This window comes from Streptomyces sp. NPDC005408, from assembly GCF_040606445.1.
Taxonomy (GTDB): Bacteria; Actinomycetota; Actinomycetes; order Streptomycetales; family Streptomycetaceae; genus Streptomyces.
The window spans coordinates 154,125-176,929 of the sequence record NZ_JBEXEX010000004.1; the positions used below are offsets into that span (position 1 = coordinate 154,125).

Annotated in this window: 20 protein-coding genes and 2 pseudogenes; 11 read left to right on the top strand and 11 right to left on the bottom strand. The window is 69.4% G+C overall.

Annotation, left to right across the window (positions count from 1 at the left end):
* Nucleotides 1-142: 142 nt before the first annotated feature.
* Together ABZS64_RS06050 and ABZS64_RS06055 are read left to right on the top strand one after the other, a co-directional pair.
* The gene (locus ABZS64_RS06050; protein ID WP_355823775.1) at nucleotides 143-1,384 is read left to right on the top strand and encodes a nucleotide sugar dehydrogenase; all 1,242 of its coding nucleotides are present in this window, start codon (nucleotides 143-145) and stop codon (nucleotides 1,382-1,384) included.
* Nucleotides 1,385-1,532: 148 nt separating this feature from the next.
* Complete coding sequence (locus ABZS64_RS06055; protein WP_355823778.1) at nucleotides 1,533-2,018, top strand: hypothetical protein; 486 nt, start codon at nucleotides 1,533-1,535, stop codon at nucleotides 2,016-2,018.
* 87 nt (nucleotides 2,019-2,105) lie between these two features.
* Here ABZS64_RS06055 and ABZS64_RS06060 read toward each other — a convergent pair whose 3' ends face one another.
* The 4 genes from ABZS64_RS06060 to ABZS64_RS06075 form a co-directional block, all read right to left on the bottom strand.
* Complete coding sequence (locus tag ABZS64_RS06060; protein WP_355823781.1) at nucleotides 2,106-3,230, bottom strand: GuaB3 family IMP dehydrogenase-related protein; 1,125 nt, start codon at nucleotides 3,228-3,230, stop codon at nucleotides 2,106-2,108.
* Between the two features lie 103 nt (nucleotides 3,231-3,333).
* A complete protein-coding gene (gene guaB / locus ABZS64_RS06065) occupies nucleotides 3,334-4,833 on the bottom strand; it encodes an IMP dehydrogenase (protein ID WP_355823784.1) in 1,500 nt (499 codons plus the stop codon).
* A gap of 139 nt (nucleotides 4,834-4,972) precedes the next feature.
* Complete coding sequence (locus ABZS64_RS06070; RefSeq protein ID WP_142214158.1) at nucleotides 4,973-5,548, bottom strand: sigma-70 family RNA polymerase sigma factor; 576 nt, start codon at nucleotides 5,546-5,548, stop codon at nucleotides 4,973-4,975.
* A gap of 416 nt (nucleotides 5,549-5,964) precedes the next feature.
* Nucleotides 5,965-6,576, bottom strand: a complete 612-nt coding sequence (locus ABZS64_RS06075) for a response regulator transcription factor (RefSeq protein WP_003948568.1) — start codon at nucleotides 6,574-6,576, stop codon at nucleotides 5,965-5,967.
* 455 nt (nucleotides 6,577-7,031) lie between these two features.
* Between ABZS64_RS06075 and ABZS64_RS06080 the strand changes: the two genes are divergently transcribed.
* A complete protein-coding gene (locus ABZS64_RS06080) occupies nucleotides 7,032-7,355 on the top strand; it encodes a WhiB family transcriptional regulator (protein ID WP_355823788.1) in 324 nt (107 codons plus the stop codon).
* An 86-nt stretch (nucleotides 7,356-7,441) separates the two neighbouring features.
* Here ABZS64_RS06080 and ABZS64_RS06085 read toward each other — a convergent pair whose 3' ends face one another.
* Nucleotides 7,442-8,332, bottom strand: a complete 891-nt coding sequence (locus tag ABZS64_RS06085) for a LysR family transcriptional regulator (protein WP_355823791.1) — start codon at nucleotides 8,330-8,332, stop codon at nucleotides 7,442-7,444.
* Nucleotides 8,333-8,411: 79 nt separating this feature from the next.
* Here ABZS64_RS06085 and ABZS64_RS06090 point away from each other — a divergent pair, with 79 nt between their 5' ends.
* Complete coding sequence (locus ABZS64_RS06090) at nucleotides 8,412-9,080, top strand: MOSC domain-containing protein (protein WP_355823794.1); 669 nt, start codon at nucleotides 8,412-8,414, stop codon at nucleotides 9,078-9,080.
* Nucleotides 9,081-9,155: 75 nt separating this feature from the next.
* Complete coding sequence (locus tag ABZS64_RS06095) at nucleotides 9,156-9,929, top strand: SDR family oxidoreductase (protein ID WP_355823797.1); 774 nt, start codon at nucleotides 9,156-9,158, stop codon at nucleotides 9,927-9,929.
* Here ABZS64_RS06095 and ABZS64_RS06100 read toward each other — a convergent pair.
* Nucleotides 9,892-11,778 (bottom strand): DUF2264 domain-containing protein, encoded by a 1,887-nt coding sequence (locus ABZS64_RS06100; protein WP_355823799.1) that lies wholly within the window; start codon nucleotides 11,776-11,778, stop codon nucleotides 9,892-9,894. The genes ABZS64_RS06095 and ABZS64_RS06100 overlap by 38 nt on opposite strands.
* Nucleotides 11,779-11,940: 162 nt before the next feature.
* On the opposite strand from ABZS64_RS06100, the gene ABZS64_RS06105 reads away from it, so the two are divergent.
* From ABZS64_RS06105 to ABZS64_RS06125, 5 genes and pseudogenes are all read left to right on the top strand, one after another.
* Nucleotides 11,941-13,041, top strand: coding sequence for a substrate-binding domain-containing protein (locus ABZS64_RS06105; RefSeq protein WP_355823802.1), 1,101 nt, complete (start codon nucleotides 11,941-11,943; stop codon nucleotides 13,039-13,041).
* A 347-nt stretch (nucleotides 13,042-13,388) separates the two neighbouring features.
* Nucleotides 13,389-14,392 (top strand): annotated as a pseudogene (locus tag ABZS64_RS06110) (extracellular solute-binding protein).
* Nucleotides 14,296-14,967: pseudogene (locus tag ABZS64_RS06115) on the top strand (carbohydrate ABC transporter permease); the annotation flags it as partial. The pseudogenes ABZS64_RS06110 and ABZS64_RS06115, both read left to right, overlap by 97 nt.
* A gap of 59 nt (nucleotides 14,968-15,026) precedes the next feature.
* A complete protein-coding gene (locus tag ABZS64_RS06120) occupies nucleotides 15,027-16,055 on the top strand; it encodes a hydroxyacid dehydrogenase (RefSeq protein WP_355823805.1) in 1,029 nt (342 codons plus the stop codon).
* 69 nt (nucleotides 16,056-16,124) lie between these two features.
* Nucleotides 16,125-16,820: an ester cyclase gene (locus ABZS64_RS06125; protein WP_355823808.1), complete on the top strand. Its 696-nt coding sequence runs from the start codon at nucleotides 16,125-16,127 to the stop codon at nucleotides 16,818-16,820.
* A gap of 98 nt (nucleotides 16,821-16,918) precedes the next feature.
* On the opposite strand, the gene groL is transcribed toward ABZS64_RS06125, so the two are convergent.
* From groL to ABZS64_RS06145, 4 genes are all read right to left on the bottom strand, one after another.
* Nucleotides 16,919-18,541 (bottom strand): chaperonin GroEL, encoded by a 1,623-nt coding sequence (gene groL / locus ABZS64_RS06130; RefSeq protein WP_355823811.1) that lies wholly within the window; start codon nucleotides 18,539-18,541, stop codon nucleotides 16,919-16,921.
* Between the two features lie 94 nt (nucleotides 18,542-18,635).
* Nucleotides 18,636-18,944, bottom strand: coding sequence for a co-chaperone GroES (groES, locus tag ABZS64_RS06135; RefSeq protein ID WP_266486653.1), 309 nt, complete (start codon nucleotides 18,942-18,944; stop codon nucleotides 18,636-18,638).
* Between the two features lie 302 nt (nucleotides 18,945-19,246).
* Nucleotides 19,247-19,900: a polysaccharide deacetylase family protein gene (locus tag ABZS64_RS06140; RefSeq protein ID WP_355823813.1), complete on the bottom strand. Its 654-nt coding sequence runs from the start codon at nucleotides 19,898-19,900 to the stop codon at nucleotides 19,247-19,249.
* On the bottom strand, nucleotides 19,897-20,823 hold the full coding sequence (locus ABZS64_RS06145; RefSeq protein ID WP_355823816.1) for a polysaccharide deacetylase family protein: 927 nt from the start codon (nucleotides 20,821-20,823) through the stop codon (nucleotides 19,897-19,899). Before ABZS64_RS06145 ends, ABZS64_RS06140 begins: the two co-directional genes overlap by 4 nt.
* A gap of 82 nt (nucleotides 20,824-20,905) precedes the next feature.
* Here ABZS64_RS06145 and ABZS64_RS06150 point away from each other — a divergent pair, with 82 nt between their 5' ends.
* Nucleotides 20,906-22,093: an SAM-dependent methyltransferase gene (locus ABZS64_RS06150; RefSeq protein WP_355824118.1), complete on the top strand. Its 1,188-nt coding sequence runs from the start codon at nucleotides 20,906-20,908 to the stop codon at nucleotides 22,091-22,093.
* Nucleotides 22,094-22,132: 39 nt separating this feature from the next.
* On the opposite strand, the gene ABZS64_RS06155 is transcribed toward ABZS64_RS06150, so the two are convergent.
* A complete protein-coding gene (locus tag ABZS64_RS06155; RefSeq protein WP_355823819.1) occupies nucleotides 22,133-22,756 on the bottom strand; it encodes a hypothetical protein in 624 nt (207 codons plus the stop codon).
* Nucleotides 22,757-22,805 lie beyond the last annotated feature (49 nt).

The following is a 22,805-nucleotide window of genomic DNA, read 5'->3' on the forward strand; positions in this document are numbered from 1 at the left end:
TGGATAACACTCGGACAGCCACAAGCTTGCAATGCGGCATATCGGTCATATTTACGCCTAGTCTGACATTGCGCGTGCTCGTTCTGCCCACAGGGCTTGCGCTCACTGTCCCCGCGGCTTATAGGGAAGGACGGCCAACGCCATGCCCGCAGATCTCGCCGTCATCGGACTCGGTCATCTCGGCCTGCCCCTCGCCCAGGCGTCCGTAGCCGCCGGCATCGAGACCATCGGCTACGACACCGATCCCCGCCATCTGGCAGAACCGGCGGCGGGAGTCACCCCGGCCGACATCCGCCGCATGCTCGCCCGCGGCTTCCGGACCGTCACGGACCCGGCCGAGCTCGGACGCGTACGCACCGCCGTCATCTGCGCACCCACCCCCCTCGGCGCCGACGGGACGCTCGATCTCACGGCCCTCGCCGAGGCCGCCCGGACACTCGCCGCGAGGCTTCGCCCCCACACCACCGTGCTTCTCGAATCGGCTGTCCAGCCCGGCGCCACGGAGACCTTCCTGCGCCCGATCCTCGAAGAAGGCTCCGGGCTGCGCGCCGGCCGCGACTTCCATCTCGCGTACTCCCCCAGCCGCGTCGACCCCGGCAGCCGCACCCACGGCTACGCCAACACCCCCAAGGTCATCGGCGGCCTCACCCCCGCCTGTACCGAATCGGCCGCCGCCTTCTACGGCCGCCTCACCGACAAGGTGGTCCGCGCGCGCGGACCGCGCGAGGCCGAGACCGTCAAGGTCCTCGAAACAAACTTCCGCCACGTCAACATCGCCCTGGTCAACGAGATGGCGGTGCTCTGCCACGACCTCGGCGTCGACCTCTGGGACGTCATCCGCTGCGCCGAGACCAAGCCCTTCGGCTTCCAGGCCTTCCGCCCGGGCCCCGGCGTCGGAGGCCACGGCGTCCCGATGGACCCGGGCCTGATCCCCCACCCCGGCCGCGGCAGCGGTCACCCCCTGCGGATGGTCGGCCTCGCCCAGGAGATCAACACCCGGATGCCGCAGTACGTCATCCAGCGCTGCGCCACACTCCTCAACGAACACGGCAAATCGGCCCGCGGCGCGCGCGTGCTGCTCCTCGGCATCACCTACAAGCCGGACCTCCCCGACCTGGAGACCTCCCCGGCCACCGAAATCGCGCGCCGTCTCATGGACCTGGGCGCGGCTGTCAGTTACCACGACCCGTACGTCTCCGACTGGCGCGTGGGCCAACTGCCGGTCCCGCGCGCGGACTCCCTCTACGAGGCCGCAGCCAACGCGGATCTGACGGTGCTGCTCCAGCACCACCGCACGTATGACCTGCAGGGCTTGGCGGTCAAGGCACAACTCCTCCTGGACACAAGGGGAGCCACCCCGGCCGGGGCCGCACACCGCCTCTGAGCCCCACTCCGAGCCCAATGCGAGCCTCCAACAGCCGCATTCCAACAGCTCGATAACGCAGTGCCGAACTGTCGTACCGGACTGCTAGTCTCCGGGATCTCCGCTCGCACGCTCGTGCGATGCATTCGTCCCTGGGGGAAAATTCCACATGAGCCAGCCCGTTCCACCGCAGTCCGACAACCCGTTCGCCGGCGGCGACGCCCCGTACACCCCGGCTCCCGCGGCGCCCGTCCGTGACAACGTCGGCCTCGGCATCGTCGTCGCCCTCGTCGCCGCGCTGATCGGTGCCGGCGCGTACGGCGCCCTCGGCGGTGCCATCGAGCGCGAGATCGGCTACGCGGCCATCGGCGTCGGCTTCCTCATCGGCTTCGCCGCCGCCAAGGTGGGCGGCCGCAACCCCGCGCTGCCCGTCGTCAGCGCGCTGCTCGCGCTCCCCGCCGTGTACCTGGGCCAGTTGATCGCCATCGCGGTCATCGTCGCCAAGGAAACGGAGCTCGCCTTCCTGGACATCTTCCTGGACAAGTTCAGTGTGCTGACCGAGGCGTGGAGCAAGTCGGCGGACGGCATGACGTACGTCTTCCTGGTCATCGGCGCCGTCGCCGCTTTCGGTGGCGCCAAGAAGGCCAACGGCTGAAGCCCAACGCCTGATCCGGGCATACGGAAAGGGGCCCCGCACCACCCGGTGCGGGGCCCTTTCGTACGCGCTGGAGTCAGCGTGCAGTCAGCGGCGGTGCTGCGAGTCCGCCACCGTCACCTCGACGCGCTGGAACTCCTTGAGCTCGCTGTAGCCCGTCGTCGCCATCGCCCGGCGCAGCGCGCCGAAGAAGTTCATCGACCCGTCAGGGCTGTGCGAGGGACCGGTGAGGACCTCCTCGGTCGTGCCCACGATGCCCAGGTCCACCAGCTTGCCGCGCGGCACGTCCTCGTGGACCGCCTCCATGCCCCAGTGGTGGCCGCGACCCGGTGCGTCCGTCGCACGCGCGAGCGGGGAGCCGATCATCACCGCGTCCGCGCCGCACGCGATCGCCTTCGGCAGGTCACCCGACCAGCCCACGCCGCCGTCCGCGATGACGTGCACATACCGGCCGCCGGACTCGTCCATGTAGTCCCGGCGGGCCGCGGCCACGTCGGCCACCGCCGTCGCCATCGGGACCTGGATGCCCAGGACGTTGCGCGTGGTGTGCGCGGCGCCGCCGCCGAAGCCGACCAGCACGCCCGCGGCGCCCGTACGCATCAGATGCAGCGCGGCCGTGTAGGTGGCGCAGCCGCCCACGATGACCGGCACATCGAGCTCATAGATGAACTGCTTGAGGTTCAGCGGCTCGGCCGCACCCGAGACATGCTCGGCGGAGACCGTCGTACCGCGGATGACGAAGATGTCCACACCGGCGTCGACGACGGCCTTGGAGAACTGCGCGGTGCGCTGCGGTGAGAGCGCGGCTGCGGTCACCACACCCGAGTCGCGCACCTCCTTGATCCGCTGCCCGATCAGCTCCTCCTTGATCGGGGCTGCGTAGATCTCCTGCAGACGACGGGTCGCGGCGGCCTCGTCCAGCTCGGCGATCTCGTCGAGCAGCGGCTGCGGGTCCTCGTACCGGGTCCACAGGCCTTCGAGGTTCAGTACGCCCAGACCCCCCAGCTCGCCGATGCGGATCGCGGTCTGCGGGGAGACCACCGAGTCCATCGGAGCGGCCAGGAAGGGCAGCTCGAAGCGGTAGGCGTCGATCTGCCAGGCAATCGAGACCTCCTTCGGGTCCCGCGTACGCCGGCTCGGTACGACGGCGATGTCATCGAACGCGTACGCCCGGCGGCCGCGCTTGCCGCGCCCGATCTCGATCTCAGTCACGATGTGTGGCCTTTCCCTCTACGTCTGCGCCTACCAGTATCCCCGACACATACGTCAGGGGCGGCCCCGGGAATCCCCGGGACCGCCCCTCTCAGTACGTGGACTACTTACGGCTGTAGTTCGGCGCCTCGACCGTCATCTGGATGTCGTGCGGATGGCTCTCCTTGAGCCCCGCCGACGTGATGCGCACGAAGCGGCCCTTGCTCTCCATCTCGTCGATGGCGGCCGCCCCGACGTAGCCCATGGTCTGGCGCAGACCGCCGACCAGCTGGTGGAGCACGGCCGCGAGCGGGCCGCGGTAGGGTACCTGGCCCTCGATGCCCTCGGGGACGAGCTTGTCGTCGGAGGCCACCTCGGCCTGGAAGTAACGGTCCTTGGAGTACGAGCGGCCCTGGCCGCGCGACTGCATGGCGCCGAGCGAGCCCATGCCGCGGTAGGACTTGAACTGCTTGCCGTTGATGAAGAGCAGCTCGCCCGGGGACTCCTCGCAGCCCGCGAGGAGACTGCCAAGCATGACCGTGTCGGCGCCCGCGGCGAGTGCCTTGCCGATGTCGCCGGAGTACTGCAGGCCGCCGTCACCGATGACCGGCACGCCCGCAGCCCGCGCGGCCAGCGCCGCCTCGTAGATCGCCGTGACCTGCGGGACACCGATGCCGGCGACCACGCGGGTGGTACAGATGGAGCCGGGGCCGACTCCGACCTTGACGCCGTCCACACCGGCGTCGATCAGGGCCTGAGCACCGTCACGGGTCGCCACGTTGCCGCCGATGACGTCGACGCCCACGCTCGACTTGATCTTCGCCATCCAGTTGAGGGCGTTGCTGTTGTGCCCGTGCGAGGTGTCGACGATGAGGAAGTCGACGCCCGCCGCCGCCAGCGCCTGGGCCCGCTCCAGGGCCTCGGGGCTGGCACCGACCGCCGCACCGACGAGCAGACGGCCCTCGGAGTCCTTGGCCGCGTTGGGGTACTGCTCGGCCTTGACGAAGTCCTTGACCGTGATGAGGCCCTTGAGGATGCCCGCGTCGTCGACCAGCGGAAGCTTCTCGATCTTGTGGCGGCGCAGCAGCTCCATGGCGTCCACGCCGGAGATGCCGACCTTGCCGGTGACCAGCGGCATCGGGGTCATGACCTCGCGCACCTGCCGCGTACGGACCGTCTCGAAAGCCATGTCGCGGTTGGTGACGATGCCGAGCAGCTTGCCCGCGGCGTCCGTGACCGGCACGCCGCTGATACGGAACTTGGCGCACAGGGCGTCGGCCTCGGCGAGCGTGGCATCGGGGTGCACCGTGATCGGATCGGTGACCATGCCGGACTCGGAACGCTTGACCAGGTCGACCTGGTTCACCTGGTCCTCGATGGACAGATTGCGGTGCAGCACGCCCACGCCGCCCTGGCGCGCCATGGCGATCGCCATCCGGGACTCGGTGACCTTGTCCATCGCCGCCGAGAGCAGCGGGATGTTCACCCGGACGTTCCTGGAAACGCGGGACGAGGTGTCGACCGCGTTCGGAAGTACTTCCGACGCACCCGGCAACAGCAGCACATCGTCGTAGGTCAGCCCGAGTGTCGCGAATTTCTCGGGCACTCCGTCGACGTTGGTCATGACACCTTCCCCAAATGGCCTTGATCGGTGCGGATGTCCATGCTAACGGGCGTAGCGACCGTCTCATTCCACGATCAAGATCAGTAAGCAGCTTTGTGCATTCCTACGTATGACCATACGTAGGCGAAGGCTGCCCGGTTCACTGCTCGGCGAGTGCCCGCAGCCGGCTGAGAGCGCGGTGCTGCGCGACCCGTACCGCGCCCGGAGACATCCCCAGCATCTGCCCGGTCTCCTCGGCGGTCAGCCCCACTGCGACCCGCAGCACCAGAAGCTCGCGCTGGTTCTCCGGGAGGTTGGCGAGAAGCCTCTTCGCCCATTCGGCGTCGTCGCTGAGCAGCGCGCGCTCCTCGGGACCGAGGGAGTCGTCGGGCCGCTCCGGCATCTCGTCGGACGGCACAGCCGTCGATCCCGGGTGCCGCATGGCGGCCCGCTGCAGATCGGCGACCTTGTGCGACGCGATGGCGAAGACGAAGGCCTCGAAAGGTCTTCCGGTGTCCTTGTAGCGCGGCAGTGCCATGAGCACCGCGACACAGACCTCTTGGGCGAGGTCCTCCACGAAGTGACGCGCGTCGCCGGGCAGCCGGCTGAGCCGGGTGCGGCAGTACCGAAGCGCGAGCGGATGGACGCACGCGAGGAGATCGTGCGTAGCCTGCTCGTCGCCTTCGACGGCACGGTGAACGAGTGCACCGATCACCGTGGTCTCGTCGTCGCGCATCGGTCCATGGTGCCTTGGCTGCTGAGCATCCGTGGCACTGCGTCCAATGTTGTGCACCGAAGCGTTATGAGCAGGTGCGCCGGAACTCATCTCCTGCGCCCTCCCATCACGCTCGACCGACTCGTCCCCGAGGAACTCCACCCCTCAAGGATGCGGCATCGCGAGGGAAACGGATGCCCGCGGTCATCCGCCGCCCCGCCCGCCCGCCGGCGGGCGGGGTCTGTCGTGCCCCCGCGGCGACCCACTCGTCCGGACCTGAGCGGTGCCGGGGAAGTGCGGGCGGCGTCGCGGGCCGACGGCTGTCGCCTGGCTGCGTTGTCGTCAGTCGCCGACGCTCCGCGTGGGCTCCTTCCTCTGCCTTGCCAGACTCGGCCCTCGACCCGCTCCTTGTCCCACCTGCACTTCCCCGGCACCGCTTAGCGGACCAGGCCCCAGCGGAATCCGAGCGCGACGGCGTGCGCCCGGTCCGAGGCGCCCAGCTTCTTGAAAAGCCGCCTGGCGTGGGTCTTCACGGTGTCCTCGGAGAGGAAGAGCTCCCGGCCGATCTCGGCGTTCGACCGGCCGTGGCTCATGCCTTCGAGGACCTGGATCTCACGCGCGGTGAGGGTGGGCGCGGCGCCCATCTCGGCCGAACGCAGCCGCCGCGGCGCGAGCCGCCAGGTCGGGTCGGCGAGCGCCTGGGTGACCGTCGCGCGCAGTTCGGCGCGCGATGCGTCCTTGTGCAGATAGCCGCGGGCACCGGCGGCGACCGCGAGCGCGACACCGTCCAGGTCCTCGGCGACGGTGAGCATGATGATCCGGGCGCCCGGGTCCGCGGACAGCAGCCGGCGCACGGTCTCGACACCGCCGAGACCGGGCATGCGTACGTCCATCAGAATCAGGTCCGAGCGGTCGGCGCCCCAGCGGCGGAGGACTTCCTCGCCGTTGGCCGCGGTCGTCACGCGCTCGACGCCGGGCACGGTCGCAACCGCCCGGCGGAGCGCCTCTCGGGCAAGCGGGGAGTCGTCGCAGACGAGGACGGATGTCATGGCCGCCCTCCGCAGCTGATGCGCGTCACCTTGAGCCTCCAGGCTGGGTACGTTTCGTCACCTGTGCGGTTGAACGCTCTCGGACATGTGCCCGAGCGCTTGTTCCTTCAACCGCCTCCGCACTCTCAACGACGGTCACTCGAAAGAGTTACGGGTCGGACTTCCGCCTTCAGCACTCTATGTGAGGGGCCGTGCGCAGAGGAGAGCACTGCAGGTGGTGGAGTCCTTCACCCGGAAGCTATGCCCCATTTAGCTGCTTTTCTTCCCTTTTTGCAGTGTCTGTAGCTAGATTCGCAATGAGTCATATTTACATCTACTTACACAGGAGATGTACGGTCGGGATGCACGAACGGATGCCGCATGCGGCTCCGATCCGGCCCCTGACCCTGCTCGGATCCCGCTCGTGCACGACCTGACCTGTATCCACGCAGCACGGTTTCAAGGGGACATGCGCTATGGCAGATTTCTCCCGCCTTCCCGGACCCAACGCCGATTTGTGGGACTGGCAGCTCCTCGCAGCCTGCCGTGGGGTGGACAGTTCGCTCTTCTTCCACCCCGAGGGAGAGCGGGGGGCCGCACGGAGTGCGCGCGAGAACTCGGCGAAAGAGGTCTGCATGAGGTGCCCGGTACGAGCGGAGTGCGCGGCGCACGCGCTGGCGGTGCGGGAGCCGTACGGCGTGTGGGGTGGATTGACTGAGGACGAACGGGAGGAGCTGATGGGGCGTGCGCGACATCGGCTGATCCCGGCGACCAGCGTGGGCGGCACAACGCGTAGCTGACACCCACGCTTGGCAAGATTTCGAAGAAACGTTCCTGCAAGGGATCCGCATCACCCCCGCCGGGCTGCCGGACGGGGGTGGTCGGCTCAGCGGGGTGCGGCCAGGGCCAGCTGATCGAGGGTGGCGGCGACCGCGGGCACCTGAGCCAGGTCCGGCAGCGTGAGGGCGACGATCTCGCGGTGCACGGAGGGCTCCACGGTCACGGTGCGCGCGCCCTTGGGCCGTACGGACTCCATCGCCAGCTCGGGCAGCACCGCCACGCCAAGACCCGCGCCGACCAGGCCGATCACCGCCGGATAGTCGTCGGTGGCGAAGTCGATCCGGGGGGTGAATCCGGCCTCCTCGCAGACCTCGACGAGCTGGCGGCGGCAGCGCGGGCAGCCCGCGATCCAGGGCTCGTCGGCGAGATCGGCGATGGTGACGGCATCGGCGCCCGCGAGCCGGTGCCCCTCCGGGACAAGGCCGACCAGGCGGTCGGTGAGCAGGGGGCGGACGACCAGGTCGTCCCATTCCGCGGTCGTACCCCCGTAGCGGAAGGCGAGCGCCACATCGCAGTCGCCCTCGCGCAGCATCTCCACCGAACGCGGCGGCTCCGCCTCGACGAGCGAGACCCGGGTGCCCGGGTGGGCCGCGCGCAGGGCGGCGAGCGCGGCCGGTACGAGCGTGGAACTGCCGCTGGGGAAGGACACCAGCCGGACCCGGCCCGCCCGCAGGCCCGCGATGGCTGCGATCTCCTCCTCGGCGGCGGTCAGCCCGGCGAGGATGCCGGATGCGTGGCGTACGAGCACTTCACCCGCCTGGGTCAGGCGCATCTCACGGCCCGTACGGACCAGCAGCGGGGTGCCCGCCGAGTTTTCGAGCGCCTTCATCTGCTGGCTGACGGCCGGCTGGGTGCAGCCCAGCCGGCGCGCGGCCGCGGAAAACGATCCGGTGGCGGCCACGGCGCGCAGAACTCTCAGATGACGTGCTTCGATCACCCCCCGAGCATAAGGGAAGCTTGGAGGGGAGCCCAAAATCTGGTTGGCCACTTTGAGAGCGGGGGCTAGCGTGTTGTCCATGAAGCTTCTGACCGTGAATGTGGGCCGGCCGAAGATCGTCGAGTACACCGACACAAAGGGCGGCGCCACCGGCATCGACAAACAGCCGGCGGAAGGGGCCGTTCGGGTGACGGACCCCGGCCCCAAGGGCGAGGGGGCCAGCGGTGTCGCGGGGGACGCGGTCTGCGATCTACGCCACCACGGCGGTACCGACCAGGCTGTGTACGCCTTCGCACGCGAGGATCTCGACTTCTGGGAGCGGGAGTTGGGGCGGCCCATAGGCAACGGCGCCTTCGGGGAGAACCTCACCACGAGCGGGCTCGATGTGAACGGGGCGAAGATCGGCGAGCGCTGGCGGATAGGCGGCGAGCTGGTGCTCGAAGTGACGAGCGGCCGCATTCCGTGTCGTACGTTCGCGAGCTGGCTGGGTGAGAGCGGCTGGGTCAAGCGCTTCACGCGCCAGGGCGCGCCCGGCGCGTATCTGCGGGTCATCGAGCCGGGCGAGATCCGCGCGGGCGACCCGATCGAGATCGTGCACCGGCCGGATCACGAGGTGACGGTCGACATGGTGTTCCGGGCCGAGACCACCGAGCGGACGCTGCTGCCCAGGGTGCTCGCGGCGGGCGACACGCTCCACCCGGAACTGCTCAAGGCGGCACGGGAGTACGTCGCGAAGCAGAGCGCGTAGCGGACATCCCGGGGGCGCGGCGGCCGCGGCGGCCGCGTACGCCGCGCTCACACAGGGGGCACTAACGTGCCGCCTATGACGACTGCACTGATTACGGGAGCGACCGCGGGGATCGGCGCCGCGTTCGCGCGGCGGCTCGCGGCCGAGGGACACAACCTGGTGCTGGTGGCCCGCGACACCAAGCGGCTGCAGGAGCAGGCCACGGAGCTGCACGACCGGCACGGCATCGAGGCGGAGGTGCTGAGCGCCGACCTGTCCCAGGACGCGGGGATCGGAGCGGTCGAGAAGCGGCTGGCCGACCGCAAGAATCCGGTGGATCTGCTGGTCAACAACGCCGGGTTCGGGAACAAGGGACGCTTTCTGGAAGTGTCCATGGCCGATGAGTTGACGATGCTGAAGGTGCACTGCGAGGCGGTGCTGCGGCTCACGTCGGCGGCTGCCGAGTCGATGCGCGAGCGCGGGCGGGGCGGCGTGGTGAATGTGGCGTCGGTGGCTGCTTTCGTGCCACGCGGTACGTACGGCGCCTCGAAGGCGTGGGTCGTGCAGTTCACGCAGGGCGCCGCGCGGGATCTGGCGGGGTCGGGGGTGCGGCTGATGGCGCTGTGCCCCGGTTTCGTGCGCACCGAGTTCCACCAGCGGGCCGGGATGGGCACGGACAACATCCCCGGCTGGATGTGGCTCGACGCGGACAAGCTGGTGTCGGCCGCGCTGGCGGATCTGGCGCGCGGGAAGGCGGTGTCGATTCCGGACCCGCGCTACAAGGCGCTGATGGGTGTGGTGAAGCTGGCGCCGCGCGGGCTGCTCGGCGGGGTCACGTCCAGGACAGGCCGGAAGTACGGTCCGCAGTAGGGCCCACGGCAAGGGTGTTGCGGCTGCCGTCCGGCCAGCGGATGCGGAGGACGGCCCCTGGAGCTGCGTCGGTCCCGGGAGCTGCGTCTCCCTCGTACGTGACCTCGACCTCGGCCAGGGAGTGGACGGGGGCGGGGTCCGGTTCGGCCGTGAGCGATGCGAGCGCGACGAAGAGTGAGCCGTGTGCGCTCTCGCCGGTGATACGGCCTTCGAGGGCCGCGGTACGGGTGCGCGGGGCGAGGGGCGTGGAGCCTGTTTCGTAGGTGCTGTCGGCCGAGTAGCCCAGGACCGGGTGGAGTTGGGCGGTGGGGCCGTCCTCGCCGGTGGCCCAGCCTGTCTGGCGTACGGGTGTGCCTTCGAGTGCTCCGGTCACCAGATGGGCGCGGACTTCGACGCGGCCGTGGGCGAGTGTGGAGGAGACGACCCGGACGCCGGGGTGCGGGATGTGGGCGGAGGTGGCCCAGCCGGGGCCGGATCCGAGCGGTTCCGCCGGGCCGCGCGCGGTGGGGCGGCCGTAGATGAGCAGCGCGAAGTGGTTGTCGGTCAGGTCGTGCCGGGTGGTGGGCCCGGTGCGGGTGGAGTACGCGAAGCGGGAGTATCCGGCGGGGTCTTCGTCGTAGCCGAGGTGGTTGCTGCCGTGGTTGTGGAGGCGGACGACACCGTCGGCCGCGGTGGACTGAATGAGCATGTTCGGCGGGCTGAGGGTGGTGACCGCGTCCTGCCTCTCGGCGGGCAGGGGTTCCTCACGGTCGGTCCAGGCCGGGTGGCCGGGCGGAAGCAGCAGCCCGAGGAAGCCTTTGGAGGCCCAGTACGGGGAGGCGGGACCGGAGTAGGTCTGCAGGACCGGTTCGTACGGGCCGTGCCAGCCGAGACTGAGCAGGCCGCGCTCGCCGGTCGCGCCCCGGTCGAGGAAGTGGCGCAGGGTGCCGGACGCCAGCCGGCGGGTGGCGCCGGGGCTGAGCGGGGTGTGCCCGGTCAGCGCGCCGAGCCAGGGGGCCGCGGCCGCGGCGAACCGGTAGGTGAGGGAGCGGCCGTACGGCATGGGCGCGCCGTCGGTGTCGAAGAGGCGGGTGGCGGCGTCGAGTTGCTCGCGCAGCCGGGCGCCGTGGGTGGCGAGGAGGGCAGCGTCGCCCGCGAGATGGGCGTGCAGTACGGGATAGAAGTGCAGGGCCCACGCGTTGTAGTGATCGAATGCGCGATTGGGTCCGTCGCTGTACCAGCCGTCCCCGAGATACCACTCCTCGATCCGGGCGAGGGAGCGGTCGATCGTGCGCCGGGCGCGGTCGGTCTCGATCCCGGCGTCCTGGAGAAAGCCGGCGACCGTGAGGCCGAAGAGCCACCAGTTGTTGTCGACGGGTGAGGGGCCGAGGGCGGGAAGCAGCCAGTCGACGGCCTGTTGGCGGGTGCGGTCGTCGAGGGTGTCCCAGAGCCAGGGGCGGGTGAGCCGAAGACTCAGGGCGATGGAGGCGGATTCGACGATCGCCTGGCGTACGTCCGCCATGAGTGGCCAGGCGTCGGGGTCGGAGCCGCTCAACTGGCCGGTGGGGACGGGATTTTCGGTGCCTGCGGCCAGACCTTCGGCGTACCGGTCGAGATGGCCGTGGGGGTCGTGCCCGTGCGCGCCCGCGATACGGAAGGCGGCGAGGAGGAACGTACGGGCATAGCCCTCAAGGCCGTCGGAGCGAGGTCCCGATGAACTGGGTCTCGGGCCCGGGAGGTTGATCAGGCCGTGGCGGCGCGACGCGTACGGCCGCACGGCCAGCAGGAGTTCATCGGCTGACACCTCCCAGTGGGCCCGTGTCCAGCCCGTGTACGGGCTCAGTTCACGGTTCTCGGGCGGCCTCGGCATGATGCTCCCCAGGAGGCGGACGACGGCATCGCCGGAATCATGGACTGGCACCGATCGAACGTCAACGGATCTAGAGCGAATGATCGAAACTCCCGTCGTTCGATCAAACTGCACTAGGATCTGTGCCAGCCGAGCCACCACACTGCGAGGGGGACTGCCGCCGTGCGCGAGAGTGCTGCTGAACGTCACGAGAGACTGCTTGAGCTGGTGCGGGAGCGCGGCAGCGCGCGCGTCTCGGACCTCGCGTCCCAGCTCGGGGTCTCCCCCGTCACGGTGCGCCGGGACGTGGAGGCGCTGGCCGGGCAGGGGCGGCTGGACCGGGTGCACGGTTCGGTCTCCTGGCCCGAGCGGCGTACGGCCGGGGGCCCGGCCACGGCCGGGAGCCCGGCGGGCGGCGGCCCCGTACTGGGACTGCTCGCGCCCTCCGCGACGTACTACTTCGCCGAGGTGATCCGCGGGGCGCACGAAGCCGCGGCCCTCGCCGGGGCCCGGCTGATCCTGCGGATCTCGGACTACCGCCCCGAGGACGACCGCGCCCGGACCGAAGGGCTGCTCACGGCCGGAGCCGAGGGGCTGCTGATCGCGCCCGGCTGGCGCGGGCCGGGGGACGCGGCCGAACACGGCGAGTGGATCACCGAACTGCCCGTGCCCGCCGTGCTGCTGGAGCGCCGCGCGGTCCCCGGCAGCGCCCTGGACGGCCTGGACCGGGTGGCGTCCGACCACCGGCACGGGGTGGTGCTCGCCGTACGGCATCTGGTGAACCTCGGGCACGGGGCGCCGGTGCTGGTGGCGCGCGCCGACAGCCCGACCGCGCTAGCGGTGCGCTCCGGGTACACGGAGGCGCTGGGCGCGCTGGGGCTGCGAGCACCCCGCGAGGTCATCGACTCGGTGCCGGCCGACCAGCAGCCCGAGGAGTTCGAGGCCGCGGTGCGGGCGCTGCACTCCGCGGTGGCCTCGGGGAAGGCGACCGCGGCCCTGGTGCACAACGACGTGGACGCGATCCAGATGGTCCAGCGCCTGGCCGAACTGGGTGTGCGGGTGCCCCAGGACCTGGCCCTGATCGCGTACGACGACGAGGTGGCCGCGCTCGCCGACACCCCGCTGACCGCGGTCGCCCCGCCCAAGCACGAGGTGGGCAGCCAGGCGGCACGGTTGCTGGTGGAGCGGCTGACCGGTGCGAAGGATGCGGACGAGCCGCGGCGGCATCTTTCGCTGCTGCCGAGGCTGCGGGTGCGCGCGTCCTGCGGTGCCGTCGAGCGATGACCACCGCCACTGGGGCCCGAGAATGAACATTGCCTGGTCTTTTTTCGATCAATCAATCTTTCGCTCTTGACTTCGGTCAGAACTGGCCCAAGGATCGCGGCCAACGTCAATGTCGCCGCGTTCTCAGGAGCTGTGCCGTGAGCCGTAGTTGGACCAGCTGGACCAGGAAGTCCCCTGCCATAGTCGGCGCCGCCGCCCTCGCCGTACTCACGGCCTGTGGCGGCAGCGGCGACGACTCCGCGGCCTCCGGGGCCGACGGCAAGCCCGTGACCATCACCTTCTGGGGATGGACCAAGGGTTCCAAGGAAGTCGTGGACGCCTTCAACGCGTCGCACAAGAACATCCGGGTGAAGTTCGAGGAGATCCCCTCCGGCAACGCCGGCGGCTACGCCAAGATCTCCAACGCCGTGAAGGCGGGCAACGCCCCCGACCTGGTCTCCATCGAGTACCCCTCGCTCCCCGAATTCGTCAGCTCGGGCTCGCTCCAGGACATCAGCAAGTACGTCACCGACGACATCAAGAGCAAGATGCTGCCGCAGGCGGTGGAGCTGACCACCCTCGGCGGCAAGAACTGGGCGCTCCCCTTCGACGCCGCTCCCCAGGCCTTCTACTACCGCAAGGACCTCTTCACCAAGTACGGCGTCACCGTGCCGAAGACCTGGGACGAGTTCCGCGCGGCCGCCGCCAAGGTCAAGAAGGCCGATGCCAAGGCCCGTATCGCCACCTTCTTCCCCGACGACCCGACCTCGTTCGAGGCGATGGCCTGGCAGGCCGGCGCCCAGTGGTTCAAGGCCGAGGACGAGACGTGGAAGGTCAGCACCGCCGACGCCGCCACCAACAAGGTCGCCGGCTACTGGCAGGGCCTGCTCGACGACGATCTGATCCGCAACGCACCCTCCTTCACGCCCGAGTGGACCAACTCCCTCAAGAGCGGCGGCACCATCGGCTACCTCGGCGCCTCCTGGGGCGCGGGCGTCCTCAAGGGCACCCTGCCCGAGCAGAGCGGCAAGTGGGCCGTCGCCCGATGCCGTCCTGGGACGGTAAGCCCGCCAGCGGCATGCTCGGCGGCTCGACCTACGCCGTGACCAAGGGCAGCAAGAAGACCGAGGCCGCGGTGGAGTTCGCCACCTGGATGGCCACCACCGAGGACGGCATCACGGCGCGCATCGCCTCCGGTACCTCAAGCGCCTTCCCGGCCACCTACGAACTGCGCCCGGCCGCCAAGAAGGCCTTCGACGCGAGCTACTACGGCGGCTCTCCCGGCTCACCTCGTACAGCGACGGGATCTACTTCCGCTGGTACCTCAACAGCCTTCTCTACGCGGGCTGCGGCGCGCTCGTCTGCGCGCTGATCAGCGTCGCCGCGGGCTACGCCTTCGACAAGTACGAATTCCGGGGCAAGGAGAAGCTCTTCGGCCTGGTCCTGGTGGGGGTGCTGGTGCCGACCACCGCGCTCGCGCTTCCCATGTATCTGCTCGCCAGCAAGACCGGCATCGCCAACACCTACTGGGCCGTCTTCATCCCCGTACTCGTCAACCCCTTCGGCGTCTATCTCGCGCGCGTCTTCAGCGCGGGCTATATACCGAACGAGGCGCTGGAGGCGGCCCGCATCGACGGGGCCGGCGAGCTGCGCACTTTCTGGTCCATCGGACTGCGCATGGTCATGCCGGGTTTTGTCACCGTTTTCCTCTTCCAGTTCACGACAATCTGGAACAATTTCTTTCTCCCTCTCGTGATGCTCTCGGACCAGAAGCTCTTCCCGCTGAGCCTCGGTCTGTACGCGTGGAACAGCAACACCCACGCCGAGCCCGACTTCTATCCGCTCGTCGTCACCGGCTCCCTTCTCGCCGTCATCCCCCTGATCGTCGCCTTCGTCTCCCTGCAACGGCACTGGAAGGCAGGCCTGACCGCCGGCAGCGTCAAGTGACCTCCGCCGGCCGCGCGCCCAGTGACCTCAAGCGACATACGAGGAGCTCGAGTTCCACCATGCACCACGCCACTGACAATCGCCCTGCCGTCCTGCTCGCCATGGGCCCCGGCATCGCCGAGCGCCTGTTCGCCGACCGCCACCGCGACCGCCTCGCCACGCTCGCCCGCACCGATCCGCGTCTGATCGCCCACGACCTGGCCGCCGCCACGCCCGCCGTAGCCGCCGCCCTTGCCGAGGCCGACGTCCTGTTCACCTGCTGGGGCGCCACCCCGCTCACCGCCGAAATCCTCGACAGGGCACCCCGCCTGCGCGCGGTCGTGCACGCCGCCGGCTCCGTCAAGCACCACATCACCGACGCCTGCTGGGAGCGGGGCATCGCGGTGACCTCGGCCGCAGCCGCCAACGCCCTGCCCGTGGCCGAGTACACGCTCGCCGCGATCCTCTTCGCGGGCAAACATGTCCTGCGCTCGGCACAGCGCTACGAGAAGCTGCGCACCGACTACGACTGGCGGCGTGAACTCGCCGGCGCGGGCAACTACCGCCGCACCGTCGGTATTGTCGGAGCATCCCGGATCGGCCGTCGCGTCATCGAGCTGCTGCGTCCCTTCGACGTGGACGTCCTGCTCTACGACCCGTATGTCAGCGCCGCAGAGGCGGCTGGACTGGGCGTCGTTCCCGCCGAGCTCGACGAGCTCTGCGGCCGCAGCGGCATCGTCACGGTCCATGCCCCGCAGCTCCCGGCCACCCGCCATATGCTCGACGCGCGCCGGCTCGCGCTGATGCCGGACGGGACGACCGTGATCAACACCGCGCGCGGCTCCCTGATCGACGAGACGGCGCTGCTGGCGGAGCTCGTATCGGGCCGACTTCATGCCGTACTTGACGTCACCGACCCCGAAGTCCCGCCCGCCGACTCGCCGTTGTACACCCTGCCGAACGTCCTGCTGACCCCGCACATCGCAGGCTCACTGGGCAATGAACTGCATCGCCTCACGGATCTGTCCCTCGACGAACTGGAGAGGTTCGCGGCCGGACTGCCTTTCGCGGACCCCGTGCATTCGGCAGCCCTGAATCACTCCGCCTGAGCCCGCATATTTCTCAAATCTCACTAAACTGGACGTATCCCCACCTAGGCCGTGGAATCGGGAGACGCCATGAAATTCGTACAAATAATCGACTGTAAGACCGAGCGGTTCGACGAGATGGACCGGCTCATGGACAAGTGGGTCGAACAGACCAAGGGCAGGCGGACTGCCACCCACAGCCTCATCGGCAAGGACCGCACCGATGGGTCCCACCTCGTCGAGATCGTCGAATTTCCTTCGTACGAAGAAGCGATGGCGAACTCCAAGCTTCCGGAGACCGACCGGATCTTCCAGGAGATGGTGGCGCTCTGCGACGGCATGCCCACCTTCACCGACCTCGATGTGGTCCGCGACGAGCAGTTGAACCAGGCAACTTCCCGCCGGTTCTTCCACGAGGTCGCCGTCGGGGGCAACCTCGACGCCATCGACGAGCTGTTCGCGGCCGACTACGCCGACCACGACATCGCCAAGGAAGAGGAGACCGTGGTCGGGTCCGACGGCATCCGCCGCGATGTCACCGGCTGGCGGGCCGCCTTCGACTTCACCTTCGACCTCGACCGGCAGATCTGCGAGGGCGACGACGTCGTGACCCTGTGGACCTGGACCGGCACCCACAAGGGCGAGTTCATGGGCATCGCGCCCACGGGCAGGCAGTGCACGATGACCGGCACCACGATCTTCCGGTTCAAGAACGACAAGATCCAGGAAGGCTGGTGGCACGAGGACCTTATGGGCCTGATGCGCCAGCTCGGCGCCGTCGGCTGAGGACCACCCGGCCCAAACGGAAAGGCCCCTGCTTCCCGCCAGTGGCGGGAAACGGGGGCCTTCACACGTCGTACGAATCAGACGTCAGACTTCAGAGGTCAGTGGCTGTGGCCGTGGCCGTGACCCGCGTCGGCCTCCTCCTCGGCCGGCTTCTCGACGACCAGGGTCTCGGTCGTGAGCAGCAGCGAGGCGATGGACGCGGCGTTCTCCAGCGCGGAGCGCGTGACCTTGACCGGGTCGATGACGCCGGCCTTCACCAGGTCGCCGTACTCGCCGGTCGCGGCGTTGAAGCCCTGGCCCGCCTCGAGCTCCGCCACCTTGGCGGTGATGACGTAGCCCTCAAGGCCGGCGTTCTCGGCGATCCAGCGCAGCGGCTCGACGACGGCGCGGCGGACGACCGCGACACCGGTGGCCTCGTCGCCGTCCTTGCCCAGGCCGCCCTCGAGCACCTTGGAGGCGTGGACGAGCGCGGAGCCACCACCGGAGACGATGCCCTCCTCGACCGCGGCGCGGGTCGCGGAGATGGCGTCCTCGAGACGGTGCTTCTTCTCCTTCAGCTCCACCTCGGTGGCGGCGCCGACCTTGATCACGCACACGCCGCCGGCCAGCTTCGCGAGGCGCTCCTGGAGCTTCTCGCGGTCCCAGTCGGAGTCCGTGGACTCGATCTCGGCCTTGATCTGGTTGATACGGCCGACGACGTCCTCGTGCTTGCCGCCACCCTCGACGATGGTGGTGTCGTCCTTGGAGACGGTCACGCGGCGGGCGCTGCCCAGCACGTCAAGACCGGCCTGGTCGAGCTTGAGGCCGACCTCCTCGGCGATGACGGTGGCACCGGTGAGGGTGGCCATGTCCTGAAGCATCGCCTTGCGGCGGTCACCGAAGCCGGGGGCCTTGACGGCCACGGCGTTGAAGGTGCCACGGATCTTGTTCACGACCAGGGTGGAGAGGGCCTCGCCCTCGACGTCCTCGGCGATGATCAGGAGCGGCTTGGAGCCACCGGCTTGGATGACCTTCTCGAGGAGGGGCAGCAGGTCCTGGATCGAGGAGATCTTGCCCTGGTTGATCAGGATGTACGGGTCGTCGAGGACGGCCTCCATACGCTCCTGGTCGCTCACCATGTAGGGGGACAGGTAGCCCTTGTCGAAGGCCATGCCCTCGGTGAAGTCGAGCTCCAGGCCGAAGGCGTTGGACTCCTCGACGGTGATGACACCGTCCTTGCCGACCTTGTCCATCGCCTCGGCGATGAGCTGGCCGACCTGCTGGTCCTGCGCGGAGAGCGCGGCGACAGCGGCGATGTCGGCCTTGTCCTCGATCGGGCGGGCGGTCGCGAGCAGCTCGTCGGAGACGGCCTTGACCGCGGCGTCGATGCCCTTCTTCAGGGCGGCGGGGGAGGCACCGGCGGCGACGTTGCGCAGGCCCTCGCGGACCAGCGCCTGGGCCAGCACGGTGGCGGTGGTGGTGCCGTCACCAGCGATGTCGTTGGTCTTGGTCGCCACCTCCTTCACCAGCTGGGCGCCCAGGTTCTCGTACGGGTCGTCGAGCTCGACCTCGCGGGCGATGGTGACACCGTCGTTGGTGATGGTGGGGGCGCCGAACTTCTTGTCGATGACGACGTTGCGGCCGCGGGGGCCGATCGTCACCTTGACCGTGTCGGCAAGCTTGTTGACGCCGCGCTCGAGGGCGCGACGGGCGTCCTCGTCGAACTTCAGGATCTTCGCCATGGGAGCTTCTCTGTCCTCTCAAACGAACTGCGCCCCTGACCACCCGGCTACATCAGTGCGGGGGCCAGGGGCGCAGATCAAAAACGTGGGTGAATTACTTCTCGACGATCGCGAGCACGTCGCGAGCCGAGAGGACGAGGTACTCCTCGCCGTTGTACTTCACCTCGGTGCCGCCGTACTTGCTGTACAGCACGACGTCGCCGGTCTTGACGTCGAGCGGAAGACGCTCGCCGTTCTCGAAGCGGCCCGGGCCCACGGCAAGGACGACGCCCTCCTGGGGCTTCTCCTTCGCGGTGTCCGGGATGACCAGGCCAGAGGCCGTGGTCTGCTCGGCGTCGAGCGGCTGGACCACAATGCGGTCCTCGAGCGGCTTGATGGCAACCTTGGAGCTGGCGGTCGTCACGATCCGACCTCCCCCTTCGGAGATCTCACGGGGTTAACTGTCTGGGGTGGCGACCAGGTGGATCCGTCGTCGCGGGTGCCGGACCTGCCCGTCGCTGTGTTGGCACTCTCCAGTGGGGAGTGCCAGACCCGAGACTATGACTGCGATTAGCACTCGGTCAAGCGGAGTGCCAATTCACCGGCGCGCGGCGGTTCGGTCTCGGTACGGACAACTGCCTTGATCCCGGTACGGCAACGTCCTCCCGACCGCGAGGGTTCCGTACGACCGTATGTCCGACCCCACGCCTGGCAGGCAGCGCGAGCTCAGACGTAGTCCTCCAGGCGCCCCACCGCGTACCCCTGCTCCTGGATACGGCGCAGCAGCGGCGCCGTCGCGCTCGCGTCCGCGCGGACGATGTCGCCGGGCCGCAGCCGTTCGCCCTGCGCGTAGTCGCGGAACTCCCGGCCGAGCACCACCGCGCGGATCCCGCAGTCGGCCGCCGCCCGCAGCGTGTCCGCGTTGTACGCGCCGTGCGGCGGGTGGAACAGGCGGCTCAGGCGCTGCCCGCAGATCTCGGCGTGCTGTCTCTCGTACGAGAGCGTGGGCAAATTGGGCCGCCCTTCCGCGCGGAACAGGCTGACGGACAGCTTCAGTTCGCCGGTCATCCTCACAAACCGCGGATCGCGCGCCGCGCCCTCGTCGAAGGCGAGGAACACGACCTTGTCGCGGGTGGGCACGCGGTCCACGACATACGCCGCCGAGAGCCGGTGAGCGGGCGGCTCGGGCGCGTGGGCGAGCGGCCCGGCCAGCCCCCACCGCTTGTGCACCGCGGATCCTGGCGCACCCGCGCCGGGGGTGACCTGCCGGGCGGCCTTGCGCCCGAGGCGCTCGATCGGGTCGACCGACTGGGCGCACCCCGCGGCGAGAAGCGCACCGGCCGCCAGCAGTCCGGCCAGCAGCCGGTGCGCCTGCCTCATACGTAGTCCTCCAGCTTTGCCACGGCGTAGCCCTTGTCGGTGACCGTCTTCATCACCCGCCGGATCATGTCGGGCATGGTGCCCTTCCAGTCCTCGCGGCCACGGAAGTGGGTGAGGATGATGTCGCCGGGGTGCAGATCCCGGTCCCACTCCCGCCACTCCATGTGATCGGGAAACGCCTCGGCGGCCCACAGGGGCACGGCCTTGATTCCGCACGACCGGGCGATGCGAAGCGTGTCCCCGTTGTAGTTGCCGTACGGCGGGCGGAAGAGCCGGGGCCTCTTTCCGAACCGCTTCTCCAGCTTGGTCTGCTGGTCGCAGATCTCGTGCTTCTGCTGGGCGTACGAAAGACCCGGCATGTAGCGGTGGTTGAGGGTGTGGTTGTGCAGCGAGACGCCGAGGTCCTGCATCTGCTTGAAGTAGCCGTAGTTGTCGCTGATCAGGTAGTCGCTGAGGAAGGCGCTGTACGGGATCCGAAGATCGCTCATCATGCGCAGAAGGGCGGGGTCCTTCTGCGCGCCGTCATCGATCGTCAGGAAGACAATCTTCTCTTTCACCGGCACGGTCGTGAAGACCGGTGGCAAGGACTCGCCGCCGTCGACCTCGAAGCCCTTGCGGGTGGTGATCTTCGGCTTGACGGCGGGCGGCTGAGGGGCTGCGAGCGGGGTCTTGGCCAGGCCCCACTTCTTGGCGGCGACGGCCCGTGCGGCCTGGGCGCGCTTGACCTTCTGCACATACGCGGAGAGCGCGCCGGCCGGGCCGGCCTGCTGCTTCGCCTGTTGGCCGGGGGCGGGCCTCGAGCCGCCGGGGGCGTCCGAGGATTCGGCCGCACAGCCGGAGCCGATGGCGGCGACCAGGAGCACAGCCAGGACCATCCGGCCCCGCTTTGCGTGTCTATTCTCGTTTTGTCGCACTAGCTGCATGGCGCTGGATCTTGTCAGCACGAATCCGTACCGCCCGGCCGACACCGCCACCGCGGGCGAACCATCCCCCACCTGGCCCACAATGGGCCGGGTGAACGACCTCGATCCCCTCGCCTCCTTCGCCGCACTGCTCACCGAGGAGGGGCGGACGCTGCTCGACTCCCTGGTTGCCTACGACCCGGCGAAGGAGCTGGCCACGGCCACCCGACTGCGCCGCGAGCACCCGGCGGAACTGGTCTCGGCGGCCCTCGGACAGGCCCGGCTGCGACAGCGGGCAGTCGCGAAATTCGGGCCCGAGGACGCACGGCGGATGTTCTTCACACCGCACGGCGTCGAGCAGGCGACCCGCCGCTCCGTCGCCACGTACCGCGCCGGGCGCTTCGCCGCTCTTGGCGTGAGCAGCGTGGCGGACCTGTGCAGCGGCATCGGCGGCGACGCGATCGCGCTCGCCAGGGAGGGCATCTCGGTGCTGGCGGTGGACCGGGACCCGCTGACGGCAGAGGTCGTACGGGCGAACGCCGCGGCGCTGGGGCTGTCCGAGCTGATCGAAGTCCGGTGCGCGGACGTCACGGAGATCGACACGACCGGGTACGACGCCGTGTTCGTGGACCCGGCCCGACGGGGCGGGCGCGGCCGCATCTTCGACCCCGAGGCGTACTCCCCGCCCCTGTCCTGGGCGATCGGCGCGGCCCGCACCCGCCCGCACTCAGCGCTCAAGATCGCCCCCGGCATCCCGCACGAGGCGATCCCCGAGGACGCCGAGGCGGAGTGGGTCTCGGACGGCGGCGACGTGAAGGAAGCGGTGCTCTGGTTCGGCACACGCCCGTCCACGATCGGCGCGACCCTCCTGCCGGGCCCGCACTCCCTCACCGGCCGCGGCCTGCCGGACCCGGAGGTCAGGAAGGTCGGCCGCTATCTGTACGAGCCGGACGGCGCCGTCATCCGCGCGCATCTGGTCGCCGAGGCCGCCCAGCAGCTGAACGGCGGACTGATCGACGAGACGATCGCGTACATCACGGCGGACGAGCTCCGCCCGACGCCGTACGCGACCGCGTACGAGATCACCGATGAACTCCCCTTCAATCTGAAGAAGTTGAAGGCACTGCTGCGAGAACGCGAAGTCGGCGTACTGACGGTGAAGAAGCGCGGCTCGGCGGTGGAACCGGAGGAGCTGCGGCGCAAGGTGAAGCCGCAGGGGCCGAATGCGGCGACGGTGTTCCTGACGAGGGTGGCGGGGGCACCGACGATGCTGGTGGGGCGGCCTGCGTAAGGGGCTGCAGCCTCGCGGGCGCGACTGCCGGCAGGTCGACTACGCCGCGGATGACGGCAACAGCCGCACCGCCCACCGGTAGTGGCTCACCGCCTTCGTGATGCCGAGCAGGCCCGTCAGCCACAGGATCAGGCCCAGCCCCATCATCACCGCGACCTGGGTGTAGGTCTCACGGCCGGGCTGCGCGTCCGCCGGGGTCACGATGGACAGCCACAGGCCCAGTGCGCACAGCAGGAACGACGGTACGAACCAGCACAGGCTCAGGCCCGGCGCGCGGAAGCGGGCGTCGGTTCTCGGGTCGCTGTCGAGGGACGACCACTGGAGGAGCCGTGCGCGTACGGTCTTGTCGCGGCGCATACCCAGGCCGACCACGATCCCGGTCGGCAGCAGGAACCCGGCACCCATGCACGCAAGAATCACTCCGAACATGGCGCTCACTACGTCGGGTTGTTCTTCGAAGATCTTCAACGCCCCGCCGACCAGACCCCATCCCACCGCGAAGCCCGCCGCCGTCAGCCACAGCAGCACCAGTCGCGACGCCCCCATGCTCAGGCGGCTCAACTCGTCCATCGCCCTGGCCCGGTCGGCGAGCAGCGACTCACGGTCGGGCCAGGCCCGTATCGGTTCGGGCGGCGGAGGCGGCGGGAGCGTGGGGCTGGGCATGCGGGTCCTTCACGGTGCAGGGGCGTCAACTCCCCGACCGTATCGGAGC

Bases quoted from the DNA above. Each gene is read 5' to 3' on its own strand.
- ABZS64_RS06050 (WP_355823775.1), top strand. From the start codon at position 143: ATGCCCGCAGATCTCGCCGTCATCGGACTCGGTCATCTCGGCCTGCCC.
- ABZS64_RS06055 (WP_355823778.1), top strand. From the start codon at position 1,533: ATGAGCCAGCCCGTTCCACCGCAGTCCGACAACCCGTTCGCCGGCGGC.
- guaB (WP_355823784.1), bottom strand. From the start codon at position 4,833: ATGACCAACGTCGACGGAGTGCCCGAGAAATTCGCGACACTCGGGCTG.
- ABZS64_RS06070 (WP_142214158.1), bottom strand. From the start codon at position 5,548: ATGCGCGACGACGAGACCACGGTGATCGGTGCACTCGTTCACCGTGCC.
- ABZS64_RS06075 (WP_003948568.1), bottom strand. From the start codon at position 6,576: ATGACATCCGTCCTCGTCTGCGACGACTCCCCGCTTGCCCGAGAGGCG.
- ABZS64_RS06080 (WP_355823788.1), top strand. From the start codon at position 7,032: ATGGCAGATTTCTCCCGCCTTCCCGGACCCAACGCCGATTTGTGGGAC.
- ABZS64_RS06090 (WP_355823794.1), top strand. From the start codon at position 8,412: ATGAAGCTTCTGACCGTGAATGTGGGCCGGCCGAAGATCGTCGAGTAC.
- ABZS64_RS06095 (WP_355823797.1), top strand. From the start codon at position 9,156: ATGACGACTGCACTGATTACGGGAGCGACCGCGGGGATCGGCGCCGCG.
- ABZS64_RS06100 (WP_355823799.1), bottom strand. From the start codon at position 11,778: ATGCCGAGGCCGCCCGAGAACCGTGAACTGAGCCCGTACACGGGCTGG.
- ABZS64_RS06120 (WP_355823805.1), top strand. From the start codon at position 15,027: ATGCACCACGCCACTGACAATCGCCCTGCCGTCCTGCTCGCCATGGGC.
- ABZS64_RS06125 (WP_355823808.1), top strand. From the start codon at position 16,125: ATGAAATTCGTACAAATAATCGACTGTAAGACCGAGCGGTTCGACGAG.
- groL (WP_355823811.1), bottom strand. From the start codon at position 18,541: ATGGCGAAGATCCTGAAGTTCGACGAGGACGCCCGTCGCGCCCTCGAG.
- ABZS64_RS06140 (WP_355823813.1), bottom strand. From the start codon at position 19,900: ATGAGGCAGGCGCACCGGCTGCTGGCCGGACTGCTGGCGGCCGGTGCG.
- ABZS64_RS06145 (WP_355823816.1), bottom strand. From the start codon at position 20,823: ATGCAGCTAGTGCGACAAAACGAGAATAGACACGCAAAGCGGGGCCGG.
- ABZS64_RS06150 (WP_355824118.1), top strand. From the start codon at position 20,906: ATGGGCCGGGTGAACGACCTCGATCCCCTCGCCTCCTTCGCCGCACTG.
- ABZS64_RS06155 (WP_355823819.1), bottom strand. From the start codon at position 22,756: ATGCCCAGCCCCACGCTCCCGCCGCCTCCGCCGCCCGAACCGATACGG.